Genomic DNA, 14,570 nt, shown 5'->3' with positions numbered 1-14,570 from the left:
AATTTTGGATTTAGAGCTGTTTTCTTCCGTTAAACGCGTGCGACAAGGTACTGCTGTCAATAAACTCCAATTCACCGCCCATGGGTACGCCATGGGCGATTCTGCTGGCCTGCACATGATATTTTTTGGCCAGTTCACCGATAAAATAGGCTGTCGCTTCGCCTTCCACTGTTGAATTCGTGGCCAATATCAATTCTTTAGCGCTACCTGCCGCGAGGCGTTGTTCCAGCAAATCCAGACCGAGTTCATCAGGACCGATACCGTCCAGCGGGGATAATCGCCCGTGCAAGACAAAATAGCGCCCTTTAAATGCAGTGGCCTGATCAACGATCCAGACATCGGCCGGATTCTCAACGATACAGATGACGGAATCATCCCGTGAACTATCGGCGCAGATTTCGCAGAGATTATCTTCGGTCAGCGTGCGGCACTCGCGGCAATAGCCAATTTCATCGACAGCCCGCAATAGCGTTTCGGCCAGAATTCTGGCGCCATCACGGTTACGCTGCAGTAATTGAAATGCCATGCGTTGCGCGGTTTTCGGCCCTACGCCGGGCAAACAGCATAAATTCTGTATCAACTGTCCCAACAAGCCTCTTTTCTGCATGTTAAAAAGGCATCTGGAATCCGGGCGGCAATGGAATGCCGGCTGTTATATCAGCCATTTTTTCTTTTTTCATTTTTGCCACTTTATTGACAGCATCATTAATGGCGGCCGCAACCATATCTTCCAGCATATCCTTGTCTTCACCCAGTAAAGAATCATCAATAGTGACCTTTCTGGCTTCTCGCTTACCGGTCATCAAGATTGTAACCAGGCCGCCGCCGGCTTCCCCCATCACTTGCATGGAAGCAAGCTCTTCTTGAGCTTTTTTGATGTCTTCCTGCATCTTTTGGGCTTGCTGCATGATATTACCCAGTGCATTTTTCATTATTTCTCTCCTTTGTGTTGTTAAACAGGCTCTATCGTGCCGGGTAGCACTCTGGCATCAAAATGTTCTTTCAAAGCCTGAATATTTTCGTCTGAATTAATAGCATCAATGGCTGCCAGCTGCCTGTCTTCACGCTCTTTTGTCAACTGAACCGCCGGCGAGTCAACCGTTGTTTTTTCGGTATTGATCACCAGCTTCAGTGATGTCCCGCGATAATGCCTCAAGGCATTTTGCAATTTTTCCTCTGTGACCGCACTGCGCAGTTGTTTGTGCCCCGGGTCCAATATTAATGTGCAAACTTTATCATCAATATTTTCCAAAACGCAGTTATTGGCCAGTTCCCGCGTCATGCCGCCAATCTTCATGGCTACAATCATCTCTGCCCAGTTATTATCTATCCTTTCAATTGCGGGCTCTTGCACGGATTCCGGTTTATGAAAAGAGACAACAGGGGCTTGCGGCGTTTTGACCTCCGGCTTGACAATTGCCCGTGAAGCCTGGGCTGGCTTGGCAGGACTCTGTTCCTGCACCACCGGCCTGAAAGTCAGCATGCGCAACATGACCATCTCGAAACCACTGCGCGGATCGGGTGCCAAATCCAGATCTCTTTGCCCTATCAAGCCAATCTGGTAATAAAGTTGAACATCTTCGGGCGTCAACCGCGAGGCTAATGCGGCGATCATTTCAGCATCAAAATCATGATCGATTGCACCGGGCACCTGCTGAATCAATGCTATACGATGCAGGACTCGCAGGATTTGTTGCAAGACATCGCTGAAATCGGGAGTCAAATTGGCGATTTCATTGATTTTATTCAGAATGGCTGCAGCATCACCGTCAGCCAGGGCCGTTAACAGATCATCGACAGGCTGCTGGGCGACAGTACCGAGCATAGCACCGACCTGTTCGGCGCTTACCTTGCCGTTACCGAAGACGATAGCCTGATCCAACAGGCTCAATCCGTCACGCATACTGCCGTCAGCAGCGCGAGCCAGTAGTTTCAAAGCCGCGGTTTCAGATTCAATCTGCTCCTGCTGGAGTATGAATTCCATCTGCTTGAAAATCTGGCCTGGCAGCAGACGCTTCAGATTAAATTGCAGACAGCGGGACAATACCGTCACGGGAATTTTATGCGGATCCGTGGTGGCTAATAGGAATTTGACATGCGGCGGCGGTTCTTCCAATGTCTTCAGCAAGGCATTGAAACTATGCCCTGACAACATATGCACTTCGTCGATCAGGTAGACCTTATACCGCCCTTGATTGGGCGCATATTGGACATTGTCCAATAAGTCCCGCGTATCTTCGACCTTGGTGCGGGATGCCGCATCCACTTCAATTAAATCCAGAAACCGACCTTCATCAAGGTCGCGGCAAACGCTGCATTCTCCGCAAGGATTAAAGTCCTGCAGATTCTGGCAATTGATGGCTTTGGCTAAAATTCTGGCGATTGTGGTTTTGCCTACGCCGCGGGTTCCGGTAAATAAATAGGCATGGTGAAGTCTGTCATGCTGCAAAGCGTTCATTAACGACTTGACGACATGCTCTTGTCCGACAACTTCTGTGAAATTATGGGGACGCCATTTTCTGGCGAGAACCTGGTAATTCATTGCAGGCTCGAAAGATGATTATAGAGAGTTGGGCGGCAACCATGCCAGCCACATCCCGGCACACGAATCTGCTGCTACCGTTGCTCCCTTCCGGGCCTGGCGGGGTTTACAGCGTATCGTTGCGAGAGGACCGACACGGTTACCATGAAACAATCAGCCGTAGCGGCTAAAGAGGTGCTATTATGATCAAACTTACTTAATGATGCAAGCCCTGATGTAATATTTTTTAAAAGTTTAAGTGGGCCAGAGTATGACGGCTGCCCGCAGGCGGTTCTTGCCAAAGCAGGACATGCGATCAAAATCTTCACGTGCAACAGGAATGTACTGACAGTCGACCTCGCTTTGACGCCCTTCTTCCGGGTCCGGATCGTGCATGTACAGACAATCCTCATCAACTCCACTCATAACTACCCAGTGCGGCGCTTTTTTGCGGTCCATTCGGAAGGTACTGATTAGCACCAGCGGTATCGCCCCGGCATTAAACGCATTGATCAGATCGCTTTGGGTAATATTGGCATAATGTATTTTCACACCCTGCTCTTCGGCTTCGCGCTTAAAACAATTATCGACCAATTCGATGACCTGCTTTTTTTCCTCACTGCGCACACCATCAATAAACAGCGGCCCTGTCTGATTAATCCAGGCTTCGACAGCAAAATGCCGTCGTTTTGCCGCCAATGCCAGACCGACCGGGTGACAACCGCCATGGCCGGAGGTCATAAAGATAGTCGTCGCTTCGCGCCATAAATTGAGTTCTTCCTCCTGCGACGGCAAATAGGATTTGTTAAGCCCATGCATAGCCATCATCAGCGAGGCTGGCCCGCAGGTAAAAGGCGTTGTTTGCCTCATCCAGTGCACGGGCCTGTGCTCCAATATTTCCCGATAGCGGCGTATGCGCTTCTGGTAACGCAAGGCGTCTTTATGATCTTCATAGTAATCATGATATACGCCGAATTTCTGGAAGCCCAGCGATTCATACAGGTTAATCGCCGCTATATTGTCGATGCCCACTTCGAGGCGCAGATACAATCGACCATCTTCGATAGCCTCCTGTTCACCCGCTGCCATAAGCAATTTGGCAATACCAGAGCCTCGTTGTTGATGCGCCACAGCGAGCGAATAAATACGAGCCAGACGCGTGCCGGGATGATAGATAATCAGAATATAGCCGACGATCCCGCCCGCCACTTCCGCAACCAGTAAAGCGCGATGTTCCGTCGTTATCCAGTGCCGGAAACTGCGCCTGCTCAGTCTGTCGGTTTCAAAACTGGCATTCTCAAGCGCCACCAATTGGTCAAGATCATCTAATTCGGCATGCCGAATCAGGATATTGTTAATAGTCATGAAGCTGATATACCTTGCAATGCCTGTGTAAATACCTGCCTTGCCCGAAACAGCACCATTTCTTTCCATGCCCGGTCATCAGGGCAGAAATGATGCAACATATGCTTGCTGTGCTCTGAACGGGCCTGCAGATTATCCTGCCGCGCCCACAACTGATGATCGAGCAGCAAGACTTCAAATAGTTGATCGGTTTTAAACGTACCGAATTCCAGGGTGATATAACAACTTCTTTCATTCATGACGGCATGCCAGGCATAATCCAGCAAGCCTAGCTTGGGCACCGAACTGGACGTACCTAAAGCGGGCAAGGTCACTGAACCGCCATACCAGCGGCAAGCCACGCGTGTGCCTGAACTATCCGGCTCATGGTCGCAAATAATTTCACCGTAACCATAAGACCCAAGGCCGGTATGTAAATCAATAACGGCCAAATCGCGTTGTTGCAGACTATATTTATCGATAAGGTCTTCAATGACCCGTCTGCCATGCGAAGGCGCCTGCCCCCCATAAAAAGGGCCGCTGGCATCGACATATTGTCCGGCACTGATAGCGCTTTCAAGCGACTCACGCCCATATTGACGCTCCCAGCCAGCAAAAGCCGCCTGTCTTTGGCTTGCATCGGTTAAAAACAGAGCAGAGCGTAGCGACTCGTAACCCGGATTTCTGGGCAATGGTTTGGAAAAATCGACCATATTCCGATTCAGATCAACACCGTCAGCATCACAGCGACGCAGCCAGGCATAGCCCCAAGGCGTCAATGCATGAATCATTAACACGGCAGTATCAGAAGGCATACGGATGTGTCCGGCGGCAATCAAGCGCAAATGGTCAATTTCCACCGCCGTGCCGGCAAATCCTTCGATTCCATGAGTACCGCCTATCAGCACTACCACCTTGGAAGCGTCCTCCGGACCCAGCCAGGCCGTATCGGTAAATAAATCCTCACCTTCAGGCCCCGCCCCGGCGCAGCGATAAGGTACATGTTTTTTAGAGCAGGACAATTCGGCTAGTGCCGCCTGCCAGCGCCGCCTGCCAACTGCATAGCTGACAGGAAAAACTTCTGTATCAAGAACGGCGACGGGAAGATAAGAGGACATAATGATTACCTAAGAAATTTTCTTTAGCATAGCGCCAGTCAGACCAATATAAAATATTTTTCCAAGTCCTAAAGAAAACCCCTTGTAGAAAAATCTGACTGGTTCCAAAATTATAGTTTATCTTATTTGAGGCTTTTATTTGCTATGGCGCGTACCATTCTGGTTGTTGATAGTCTTTCCGACTGGGGACCTTATTATCCAAGTGATCAGGTGATGGCCTTTGAAACTTATCTGGCGACCGAGCAAAGCGGCTCCCAACTACGCACACGCGTCATCAATCTCTGCAGCAGCTATCGTTACCTTTCAGATGGCTATTACTGTTCTTTGCTGGCCGAAGCCAGAGGGCATCACGTTATCCCCTCTGTCAAGGTACTGAATGATCTGGGCAAGAAATCGTTATATCGTCTTCAGCTTGAAGACTTGTCTCCAACGCTGACGCGCACCTTTAAAAGTTACAGCAAAGAAACTGAAAGCGCTTCATACCGACTGCCGTTCGAAGACTTGTCCCGAACCCTGAAGCGGGCTTTTAAAAGCCAAAACCAGGAAACCGAAGTCACCCTGTTGACTTATTTTGGCACCACGTCCGACCCGGCTTTTAACGAATTGGCAAGGCTATTGTTTGAACGTTTCCCCTGCCCGATTCTGGAAGTCACGCTACGTTTTCGGCAACAATGGGAAATCACCAGTTTAAAAGCCATATCGCATCGCGGACTGAGTGAAGAAATGGAAACGGTCTTTGCCGAAGCCCTGGACCAGTTCAGCAAAAAAGTCTGGCGCAAAGGACGCGCCCGTAAAGCCGCGCGTTACGACCTCGCCATTCTGATCAATCCGGAAGAAAAACTGCCGCCGAGCAACCGTGCAGCCCTTAAAAAATTCATCAAAATCGGCAGGCAACTGGGCATAGAAGTCGAACTGATATCACAGCAGCACTATATACGCCTGTCTGAATTTGACGGCCTGTTTATCCGCGAAACCACGGCCATAGATCATCATACCTACCGCTTTGCCAAAAAAGCCGAGGCCGAAGGCCTGGTGGTTATCGATGACCCGACCTCTATTCTGCGCTGCACCAACAAAGTTTACCTTGCCGATCTGTTTCGCACACATCGCGTCCCGTCGCCCAGAACCTGGCTGCTGCATAAAGGCAATGCCGGGCACCTGGATAAACTGGAAGCCGAAGCCGGCTTTCCGGTGGTCATCAAAATACCGGACGGCTCTTTTTCCCGCGGCATTGTTAAAGTTAATAATCGGCAAGAACTGGATCTTAAGGTCGAGGAACTGTTTCAGAAATCGGCACTGCTTCTGGCTCAGGAATTTCTGTATACGGATTTTGACTGGCGCATCGGCGTATTCAACAACAAGGCTTTGTATGCCTGCCGTTATTACATGGTTAAAAATCACTGGCAGATCTATCGCCATGGCGGCAGTCGGACCGATAGCGGAAATTTTGATACCCTGCCGACTTTTGAGGCACCCAAAGCCGTATTGGAAGCAGCGCTGAAAGCTACTCAGCCGATAGGCAGCGGCCTGTATGGCGTGGATGTCAAGGAAAAAGACGGCAAGGGCTATGTGATAGAAGTAAACGACAATCCGAACATCGACAGCGGTATTGAAGACAAATATCTGGGCGACGAACTCTACGTATTGATCCTGACCGAATTCTTAAGGCGCATGGAGAACCGTAGCAAAGGCTTGTGAAGCCAAAATCATGGTAAATAAACAAGCCAACTCATACCTCCCAATGGTTTGCTTTTACCTCCTTCCAACCTGCCACCCAGAAGCCCCGTTAATTCGTAGACTACCGCCATGCCGATCCCGTGCCCATGAATATTCTCATCGGCCCGAACTCCTCTTTTCAGAATTTCCTTAAGCTTATCGGCAGGAATGCCAGGTCCATCATCCTCAACCCGCAACAACACCGAAAAGCCAGAACCGACCTTTGGGTCATTGAATGAAACGCTGATGCTAATCTTCTGACGACACCATTTGCAGGCATTATCCAACAAATTGCCCGCGATTTCGTAAAAGTCACCTTCCTCGCAATAGATCTGGCAAGGCTCTGGGACATCAACGTCGAAAGCAATGCCTTTATCGATATAAACCTTACTGAGCGATGCGATGATTTTTTTAATAATGACTGCCACATCCACTGTTCGCGTAATTTGATGCTCGCCTTTCGCGGCGGCCCGCTGCAATTGATACTCGACAATCTCATTCATGCGGAAAATCTGCTCTTGCACGGTCTCCTTATTATCGCTGAAAGACTCAGTACAGCCCCGCAGTATAGCCAGCGGCGTCTTCAAGCTGTGGGCCAGATCGGCCAGAGTATTGCGGTACCGCTCCAAATGCGCCCGCTCACTGCTGATCAAGGCATTCAGATTGCCGGCCAGGCCTTGCAACTCCGTCGCATAACGGCCGTCCAAACGGGTCTTTTTGCCTTTTTCTATAGCTTCAAGATCCCTGACTACAACGCGCAGCGGCTTTAAGCTCCAGCGTAACACGGCAAACTGAATAAAAATCAGAACCAGTCCTATTGCCAGCAACCAGAATCTCAACGCCGCTTTAAAACGATCCACCTGACCGCTCACAAACTCGGCATCCTCAGTCACGGTGAACGTATATTCACGCTCTACACGGGCCCGGCTTTCCCAAATCACATCATAATGCAGCGCATAGTAACGCCCTTGCTCATCCAATAAAAAAGCCGACTCACCCGCACTTAATCCAGCAGGCGGCGCCACCGGATCCAGGCCGATTGCCGAAGCCGAATGCCAGACCAATGCCGGCTTTCCCTTTTTTATTTGCTGAATAAATCCGTAAAGACCCGAACCCGGATTGGTAAACCTGGGTTCGGGCAAATCGGCAGGCATAACCAATTGACCGGAATTTTTAAGGTCGGCAGCGGATAAAAGCGAATAAACCTGAACCTGCAATTTTTCCTTCAATACCTGTTCGGCGCTTTCGCGAAAGCTTTGTTCAAGAACAACAGCCACCAATGCAAAGAAGGCGGCAAGCACCAAACCGGCAGATGCCAGCAATCGAAAGCTTAAAGATCTAGTTTGCACTCAACGCCTTTGAGAGAAATGATATGCAAAAGGGCATTAAGCGCCTTTGCAGAAAGAGTTACTTCATGAAGAAATGACCGGCACGCGATAACCTCGGCCGCGCAATGTTTCAATGGGTTTCAACGTACCGTCGGGATCAAGTTTTTTCCTCAAGCGGCCGATGAAGACTTCAATGACATTACTGTCACGATCGAAGTCTTCATCGTAAATGTGTGCTGTCAGAACGGATTTAGAGACAACTTCGCCTTTACGGAACATCAGGTACTCCAGCACCTTGTATTCATAGGCCGTCAACTCCAGTTTCATACCGGAAACGGTGACCTCCTGCGCTACGGTATCCAGTTCTATATTACCGTGGCTTAAAACGGGATGAGCCTGCCCGGCAGAGCGTCTGATCAAGGCATTTATCCTGGCCAATAACTCTTCATAATGAAAAGGCTTGACCAGATAATCATCCGCACCGGCTTCCAGCCCTTCCACTTTCTCCTGCCATCGACTCCTGGCCGTCAGGATCAGGATCGGTATTTTAATATTGTTTTTGCGCAACCGTTTGATCAACTCAATGCCGGAAAAATCAGGAAGCCCAATATCAACAACAGCCGCATCAAGCGGATACTCCTTACCCATATAAAAACCATCGCTGCCCGTATGGGCCGTATCGACGGCAAACCCTTTATCCGCCAGGAACTCTTGAATCTGTTCGCAAAGCGTCACTTCATCTTCGACAACAAGAATACGCATGTTTTTCTTCTTTAAATTAACTGATTACTTCACCGGTCTCGGCATCGATCAGATAATGCTGAATACGTCCATCGGGTGTTAAAACTTTAATCACATGCACTTCCCGGCCGTTGATTATCTCAGTTTGAGCCCCCAGCACTTTTTTACCGCCTTTTTTAATGATTTGCTTTGTAGCCTGATCCAGGCTGACACGCGCCAGCATAATAGCGCTTTCCGCATAGCAGACATTGGAGAATAGCAGGACCAGTGCAAGCAGTTTAATCAAATTTCTCATGGATGATCCAGAGCTCAAGTTATTATTTATTTAGCCATTGCTTAAAGTAACCATGCCCGGACTTATACAATCAGGAGAATACATTGAGCGGAAAGGATTTTAAACCATTATGCTGAATCCAAACTGAATTCGTTACTGCAACGACAATCCTTTGGCCATACTGCCGATAACCTGTCCGAAAGATGCGCCCAATTTGCCTGCGATTCTGTCGAGCAATTGTTCCTGCTGCGTAAAATCAACTTTATTCTCGACGCCAATAATTTCCTTGGCTACATAATCATCGTTACCGAATGCATCGGCCACACCAAGTTTGACACCCTCTTCACCGGTCCAGACCAGTCCCGAAAAGAGTTCGGGCGCATCCTTAAGCCTGTCGCCGCGGCCGGCTTTAACGGCACCGATAAATTGCTGGTGGACCTGATCCAGCAACCCCTGCATATAGCGTGTTTCGTCTTCCTTAGGCGGTGAAAACGGATCCAGCATGGCTTTATGCGTGCCCGCCGTCAGCAACCGGCGTTCGACGCCCAGTTTTTCCATAACGTTAACAAACCCGAAACCATCCATGAGAACGCCTATGGAGCCAATAAGACTGGCCTGATTGACAAAAATCTTATCGCTCGCTGAAGCGATATAGTAACAACCTGAAGCGCAAATATCGCTGACTACGGTATACACTGGCAAGTCAGGACGCTCTTTTTTGATCTTTCTGATTTCATCATAGACATAAGATGACTGAACCGGACTGCCGCCAGGCGAATTGGCATGCAAAATAATGCCTTTGGTATTTTTGTCTTTTACTGCGTTTTTTAGGCTTTTAATGATGCTATCGGCATTGGCATCCTTATCTTCCGCTATCATTCCAACTACATCAATAACCGCGGCGTGCCCCTTACTGCCATCGCCCACCATATTCTCCCTGACATTCGGATACATGAACATGGTCAGCACGACACACAAATACAAAAACACCAGAGACCTGAAAAAAACGCTCCAGCGTCTTGCTCTCGTCTGTTCTGTCACGGCCGCTAAAGCCACTTTTTCAAGAACTTCGCGCTCCCATCCAGCCTCCTGTTTAGCCCCTGCTTTAACTTGACTGTCTTGTTGATTTTCCATTACTTTCTTAACCTCCAATAATAGCTAGTAATTCCGCCGGCTGTTGTAAGCATGTCAACGGATTATATTGTTGCAATATCTCTTTTGAATGTGCCCCGCACGATACGGCAATTGAAGCAATTTGCGCATTAAGCGCCATTTGCATGTCGTGAATCGAATCACCCACCATTAAAGTCCGTTCATTGGCCACCTCCACGTGCTGGATAATGTCCAGAACCATGGCGGGATCGGGCTTTGAAGCGGTCTCATCGGCGCAGCGCGTAATATCAAATAAGTCTTCGGTTCCTGTCGCCTGCAGAGCCTTGTCCAGCCCGGCCCGGCTTTTCCCGGTCGCCACGGCCAGCTGAAAGCCCGCCCGTTTCAGTTGCACCAGCATCTCATACACGCCCGCGAATAAATCATCCCTGCTAATCTGCCTGGCGAAAAATGCCTCAATATAACAGGACATTAATTGATTCCGGGTTTCCTCGTCGGCTCCCGTAAACAAAGTCTGTATCGCATTTTTGGTGCTCAAGCCAATGACATCCTTTGCCGCTTGCCGTTCCGGAATAGTGCAATTGCAAGACACTGCTGCGTGCTGTAAACAGGTGACAATCCAATCAATGGAATCAACTAAAGTGCCGTCCCAGTCAAATATAATTAAATCAAATCTGCTCTTCATGGCTTAATAATTCTTCCAGATCCTGCGGCAGAGGGGCAAAGATTTTCAGTAGCTCGCCGCTGACCGGATGCTGGAATTTCAGTTTTTGCGCATGTAGAAACAAGCGTTTATAGCCTCTGCTTTTAAATGCCTTGTTAACCTCATCCAGGCCATAACGATCGTCACCGACAATAGGATGACCTAACCAGGCGGCGTGAACCCGTATCTGATGTGTACGCCCTGTTTTCGGGGAGGCTTCGACCAATGTCGCATCACGGAATAATTTCAGACGTTTGAAAACCGTTTCGGCCTGTTTGCCGGATTGACTGACGACCACCATGCGCTCGCCGCCTTTATTGACATTTTTTTGCAAAGGTACGGTAACCACGGCTTGCTTTTTAGCCCACTGGCCTGCCAATAGTGCCATATAGGTCTTATGAACCTGATCACTGCGGAAAAGTTCATGCAGCTTACGCAAAGCGCTGCGCTTCTTCGCTATCAACAAGCAACCGGAAGTATCGCGGTCCAGCCGATGCACCAACTCCAGAAAATGGGCCTCCGGTCTTATCTGTCTCAGTCCTTCGATAATGCCCGAGTTTATGCCGCTGCCGCCGTGAACCGCAAACCCCGAAGGCTTGTTCAAAATTAAAAAGGCATCATCCTCAAATAAAATATTTTTTTGCAGGGCATCCCTTAAATTCTGGCCGACAAATGTTTCCTCGGCTTTTTCCGACACCCGAACCGGCGGGATCCTGACGATATCGCCTGCTTCCAGGCGGTACTTAACGTCCACACGGCCTTTGTTGACTCTAACCTCACCTTTGCGAACAATACGATAAATGCGGCTTTTAGGGACGCCTTTCAAGCGAGTAATTAAAAAATTGTCCAATCGTTGATCACTATTTTCTTCCGTAATTTCGACAAATTGAACTTTTGGCGCACTTTGTTCTTCTGAATTCATGATATAGATAATACCAGCATCTCGTTATGATTGATTCTTTAAATTGATGTAGAGCGATAAGGTTGCTATATTAAGCAAGTTTTAATATAAAAAACATACTTTTGCTCGGCAGATTTCCATGATGAAACTGAGCCGGCAACCCAAATGAAGATAAAACAGCCGATTACGGCGCTGAGTCTTCAAATAAGATTTTTCGGGTAGCGTTCGACCCATGACGAACGATTTACAACTCCTGTTTAAGACAGAATTTACAACAAGACTGAAAAAAGAATATTTATTTGCTTAGTAGTTGTCCGTGCCAATTATCGTTGCCTTCACGTCTTGAAGGTCAAGATACCAACTGCAACGCTTAGATGACGGAAAAAACAAAACCGTAAAAAACAAGTCTGATGCGTTATTGGCCAGAAAAATGAATCTAGTTTGACCTTACAAACTTACTTAGCACTAGACCTAAACCCAGTCTGATCAGTAAAGTCTGATAATGGAGCAGGAAACCACAAGGATAATTGAATGAAAAGAATGCTTATCAACGCTACGCAGGCAGAAGAACTGCGAGTCGCATTGGTAGACGGTCAAAAACTGTATGATTTTGACATAGAAGTCCCTTCTAAAGAACAAAAAAAGTCTAATATATACAAAGGCATCATTACTCGCGTAGAGCCCAGCCTCGAAGCAGCATTTGTAAATTATGGTGCTGAAAAACACGGCTTTTTACCTTTTAAGGAAATTTCTCCCGCCTACCGCCAAACTCAAGACGGCTCCGAAACCGAAGGTCGTCGTCCATCCATTAAAGATCAGATTAAAGAAGGTCAGGAAATCCTGGTTCAGATTGAAAAGGAAGAGCGCGGCAATAAAGGCGCGGCCTTAACGACCTATATCAGCCTGGCCGGCACTTATCTGGTACTGATGCCAAACAATCCAAAGGCAGGCGGCATTTCGCGCCGCATCGAGGGCGAAACCCGTAGCGAATTGCGTGAAGTAATGACGGCGCTGGACATTCCGGACGGCATGGGATTGATCGTGCGCACGGCAGGCTGCGGCAAAAATGCCGAAGAACTGCAATGGGATTTAAACTACCTGATGCAGTTATGGGAAGCCATAGAGCGCACTTCCAGCGAACAAATCGCACCGTTTCTGGTATTTCAGGAAAGCAATGTCATCATACGCGCGCTGCGCGACCACTTGCGCGGCAACATTGACGAGATTCTGATAGACAACGAATCCTCGTTCAAGCTGGTGCAAAAGTTTCTGAAGCAGGTCATGCCGCACTTTTTGCCGAAAGCAAAACTTTATCAGGACTCGGTTCCGTTATTCAGCCGCTATCAGATCGAATCGCAGATTGAATTGGCGTACGGCCGCGAAGTGCCCCTGCCTTCCGGCGGCTCACTAGTGATCGATCATACCGAAGCCTTGACTTCGATCGATATCAACTCTGCGCGCGCCACAAAGGGCAGCGACATTGAAGAAACCGCCCTCAATACCAATCTCGAAGCCGCCGATGAAATTGCCCGTCAGCTCAGATTGCGCGACTTGGGCGGCCTGTTCGTCATCGACTTCATTGATATGATGTCGAATAAAAACCAGCGTCTCGTTGAAAATCGCCTGCGCGATGCATTAAAAATTGATCGCGCACGCATCCAAACCAGCCGTATCTCACGCTTTGGCCTATTGGAAATGTCCAGGCAAAGAATGCGCCCGTCGCTGGGTGACTCCACGCAACTACCCTGTCCGCGTTGTAAAGGCCAAGGCACTATCCGCAATGTAGAATCGGTTGCGCTGGCCGTGCTGCGTATTCTTGAAGAAGAAGCCATGAAAAAAGGCACGGAAAAAGTCATTGCCCACTTGCCGATTGAATGTGCCACTTTTCTGCTGAATGAAAAACGTCATGCCATTGAACAGGTTGAATCAAGACTAAAAGTCAGTATTGTCATTCTGCCCAGCAAGCATCTGGAAACACCAGCTTATGACATCGAGCGAATCAAAGAGAAAGATGTGCTCGAAGAAAAACCGAGTTATCAACAGATAAAAGAAGAAGAGATCACAATTCCGGAATTTGCCCAGCAAGTCAGACAAAGAACTGAAAAAGCAGCTATTAGGGAGTTTTTACCGGAATCCCCCGCACCGATGCAAAACAAGAACGTATCGGCCAGCCTGATCAAGCGCTTCTGGTATAAACTAATAGGCCCGAGCATTCTAATAAGTGCAGAGCCCGAGAAGAAAGAAGTCTCAACAGGAGCCCCTGAAAAAACCAGAGGAGCCGACGAAGCCCAGCCGAGTAGAAATCGCGACAGCAGACGCAGTTCCCGCCCCAAGCGTAATGGCCGTGGACAAGACAGAAGCGGTAAACGCAATCCCGAGGCTACCAGTCTGACTGAAACCCAAAATGAGCCGGTTAAAATCGAGCCTGTAGCAGAGCCAGAAGTCATAGAAAAGCCTACCGAAAATGTAGCGCCAGTTGCGGAACAGCAACCGCAGAAACCATCCAGCGGCAGAAGCAGAAGAGGACCTAATCGCAGAAGACCGCGTAATCCCAATTACAAAAGAGCTGAGTCCAATGGCGATACCAATGTCGCTTCAGACGAAGCGCCCAAGGAAGCCGGAAGTGAATCACGGCCTTATGCTCATGATTTTGCTGAAAGAGCGGAACGTCCTGAGCCCCAGACTCGTGAAAATACCAGCAGCCCGGCTTCGGAATCACCGAAACCGGCTCCCGAACCGGTAGCCGCGAAGATAGCTGAGCCCGTAACACAAGAGTCCGGATCCGACTCTTAAACGATCGGTTGTATATTAACT

The 14,570-nt window shown here is 48.7% G+C and carries 13 protein-coding genes and 1 other RNA gene; 2 read left to right on the top strand and 12 right to left on the bottom strand.

Translation table 11 applies throughout. The annotated features are described in order from the left end of the window. Positions 1 to 10 precede the first annotated feature (10 nt). The 6 genes from recR to METLU_RS0105445 form a co-directional block, all read right to left on the bottom strand. A complete protein-coding gene (gene recR / locus METLU_RS0105465) occupies positions 11 to 607 on the bottom strand; it encodes a recombination mediator RecR (RefSeq protein ID WP_027157353.1) in 597 nt (198 codons plus the stop codon). A 1-nt stretch (position 608) separates the two neighbouring features. Further along, a complete protein-coding gene (locus METLU_RS0105460) occupies positions 609 to 932 on the bottom strand; it encodes a YbaB/EbfC family nucleoid-associated protein (protein WP_027157352.1) in 324 nt (107 codons plus the stop codon). 20 nt (positions 933 to 952) lie between these two features. Continuing rightward, positions 953 to 2,542, bottom strand: coding sequence for a DNA polymerase III subunit gamma/tau (dnaX, locus tag METLU_RS0105455; protein ID WP_027157351.1), 1,590 nt, complete (start codon positions 2,540 to 2,542; stop codon positions 953 to 955). A 39-nt stretch (positions 2,543 to 2,581) separates the two neighbouring features. Continuing rightward, positions 2,582 to 2,678: signal recognition particle sRNA small type (ffs, locus tag METLU_RS27175), an RNA gene on the bottom strand. A gap of 98 nt (positions 2,679 to 2,776) precedes the next feature. Further along, the gene (locus METLU_RS0105450) at positions 2,777 to 3,886 is read right to left on the bottom strand and encodes a GNAT family N-acetyltransferase/peptidase C39 family protein (RefSeq protein ID WP_081679020.1); all 1,110 of its coding nucleotides are present in this window, start codon (positions 3,884 to 3,886) and stop codon (positions 2,777 to 2,779) included. Continuing rightward, on the bottom strand, positions 3,883 to 4,983 hold the full coding sequence (locus tag METLU_RS0105445; RefSeq protein ID WP_027157349.1) for a DUF2817 domain-containing protein: 1,101 nt from the start codon (positions 4,981 to 4,983) through the stop codon (positions 3,883 to 3,885). The genes METLU_RS0105450 and METLU_RS0105445 overlap by 4 nt, the downstream gene beginning before the upstream one ends. Positions 4,984 to 5,127: 144 nt before the next feature. On the opposite strand from METLU_RS0105445, the gene METLU_RS0105440 reads away from it, so the two are divergent. Further along, positions 5,128 to 6,681 (top strand): RimK family protein, encoded by a 1,554-nt coding sequence (locus METLU_RS0105440; protein WP_027157348.1) that lies wholly within the window; start codon positions 5,128 to 5,130, stop codon positions 6,679 to 6,681. Between the two features lie 8 nt (positions 6,682 to 6,689). On the opposite strand, the gene METLU_RS0105435 is transcribed toward METLU_RS0105440, so the two are convergent. The 6 genes from METLU_RS0105435 to rluC all read right to left on the bottom strand — a co-directional run bounded on the left by METLU_RS0105435 (position 6,690) and on the right by rluC (position 11,777). Beyond that, complete coding sequence (locus METLU_RS0105435; protein ID WP_027157347.1) at positions 6,690 to 8,048, bottom strand: ATP-binding protein; 1,359 nt, start codon at positions 8,046 to 8,048, stop codon at positions 6,690 to 6,692. Positions 8,049 to 8,111: 63 nt separating this feature from the next. After that, positions 8,112 to 8,789 (bottom strand): response regulator transcription factor, encoded by a 678-nt coding sequence (locus METLU_RS0105430; protein WP_027157346.1) that lies wholly within the window; start codon positions 8,787 to 8,789, stop codon positions 8,112 to 8,114. A gap of 16 nt (positions 8,790 to 8,805) precedes the next feature. Next, entirely contained in the window at positions 8,806 to 9,063 is a 258-nt protein-coding gene (locus METLU_RS0105425; protein WP_027157345.1) for a PepSY domain-containing protein, read from the bottom strand. A gap of 132 nt (positions 9,064 to 9,195) precedes the next feature. After that, positions 9,196 to 10,176: a S49 family peptidase gene (locus METLU_RS0105420; protein WP_027157344.1), complete on the bottom strand. Its 981-nt coding sequence runs from the start codon at positions 10,174 to 10,176 to the stop codon at positions 9,196 to 9,198. Between the two features lie 7 nt (positions 10,177 to 10,183). Then, positions 10,184 to 10,837 (bottom strand): HAD family hydrolase, encoded by a 654-nt coding sequence (locus tag METLU_RS0105415; RefSeq protein ID WP_027157343.1) that lies wholly within the window; start codon positions 10,835 to 10,837, stop codon positions 10,184 to 10,186. Continuing rightward, positions 10,821 to 11,777, bottom strand: coding sequence for a 23S rRNA pseudouridine(955/2504/2580) synthase RluC (gene rluC / locus METLU_RS0105410; RefSeq protein WP_027157342.1), 957 nt, complete (start codon positions 11,775 to 11,777; stop codon positions 10,821 to 10,823). The genes METLU_RS0105415 and rluC overlap by 17 nt, the downstream gene beginning before the upstream one ends. A 510-nt stretch (positions 11,778 to 12,287) precedes the next feature. On the opposite strand from rluC, the gene METLU_RS0105405 reads away from it, so the two are divergent. Beyond that, positions 12,288 to 14,549 carry an Rne/Rng family ribonuclease gene (locus METLU_RS0105405; protein WP_027157341.1) on the top strand — a complete coding sequence of 754 codons (2,262 nt, stop codon included), beginning with the start codon at positions 12,288 to 12,290 and terminating at the stop codon, positions 14,547 to 14,549. Positions 14,550 to 14,570 lie beyond the last annotated feature (21 nt).

The sequence above is a fragment of the Methylobacter luteus IMV-B-3098 genome, from assembly GCF_000427625.1.
In the GTDB taxonomy this organism is placed as follows: domain Bacteria; phylum Pseudomonadota; class Gammaproteobacteria; order Methylococcales; family Methylomonadaceae; genus Methylobacter; species Methylobacter luteus.
The sequence above is the reverse complement of the archived record's forward strand: the minus strand, read 5'-3'. Positions and strand labels throughout refer to the sequence as shown.

What these genes read in the sequence shown, in the direction of transcription:
- METLU_RS0105425 (WP_027157345.1), bottom strand. Translation starts at nt 9,063, where the DNA reads ATGAGAAATTTGATTAAACTGCTTGCACTGGTCCTGCTATTCTCCAAT.
- rluC (WP_027157342.1), bottom strand. Translation starts at nt 11,777, where the DNA reads ATGAATTCAGAAGAACAAAGTGCGCCAAAAGTTCAATTTGTCGAAATT.
- dnaX (WP_027157351.1), bottom strand. Translation starts at nt 2,542, where the DNA reads ATGAATTACCAGGTTCTCGCCAGAAAATGGCGTCCCCATAATTTCACA.
- METLU_RS0105415 (WP_027157343.1), bottom strand. Translation starts at nt 10,837, where the DNA reads ATGAAGAGCAGATTTGATTTAATTATATTTGACTGGGACGGCACTTTA.
- METLU_RS0105450 (WP_081679020.1), bottom strand. Translation starts at nt 3,886, where the DNA reads ATGACTATTAACAATATCCTGATTCGGCATGCCGAATTAGATGATCTT.
- METLU_RS0105430 (WP_027157346.1), bottom strand. Translation starts at nt 8,789, where the DNA reads ATGCGTATTCTTGTTGTCGAAGATGAAGTGACGCTTTGCGAACAGATT.
- METLU_RS0105460 (WP_027157352.1), bottom strand. Translation starts at nt 932, where the DNA reads ATGAAAAATGCACTGGGTAATATCATGCAGCAAGCCCAAAAGATGCAG.
- METLU_RS0105445 (WP_027157349.1), bottom strand. Translation starts at nt 4,983, where the DNA reads ATGTCCTCTTATCTTCCCGTCGCCGTTCTTGATACAGAAGTTTTTCCT.
- METLU_RS0105420 (WP_027157344.1), bottom strand. Translation starts at nt 10,176, where the DNA reads ATGGAAAATCAACAAGACAGTCAAGTTAAAGCAGGGGCTAAACAGGAG.
- METLU_RS0105405 (WP_027157341.1), top strand. Translation starts at nt 12,288, where the DNA reads ATGAAAAGAATGCTTATCAACGCTACGCAGGCAGAAGAACTGCGAGTC.
- METLU_RS0105440 (WP_027157348.1), top strand. Translation starts at nt 5,128, where the DNA reads ATGGCGCGTACCATTCTGGTTGTTGATAGTCTTTCCGACTGGGGACCT.
- recR (WP_027157353.1), bottom strand. Translation starts at nt 607, where the DNA reads ATGCAGAAAAGAGGCTTGTTGGGACAGTTGATACAGAATTTATGCTGT.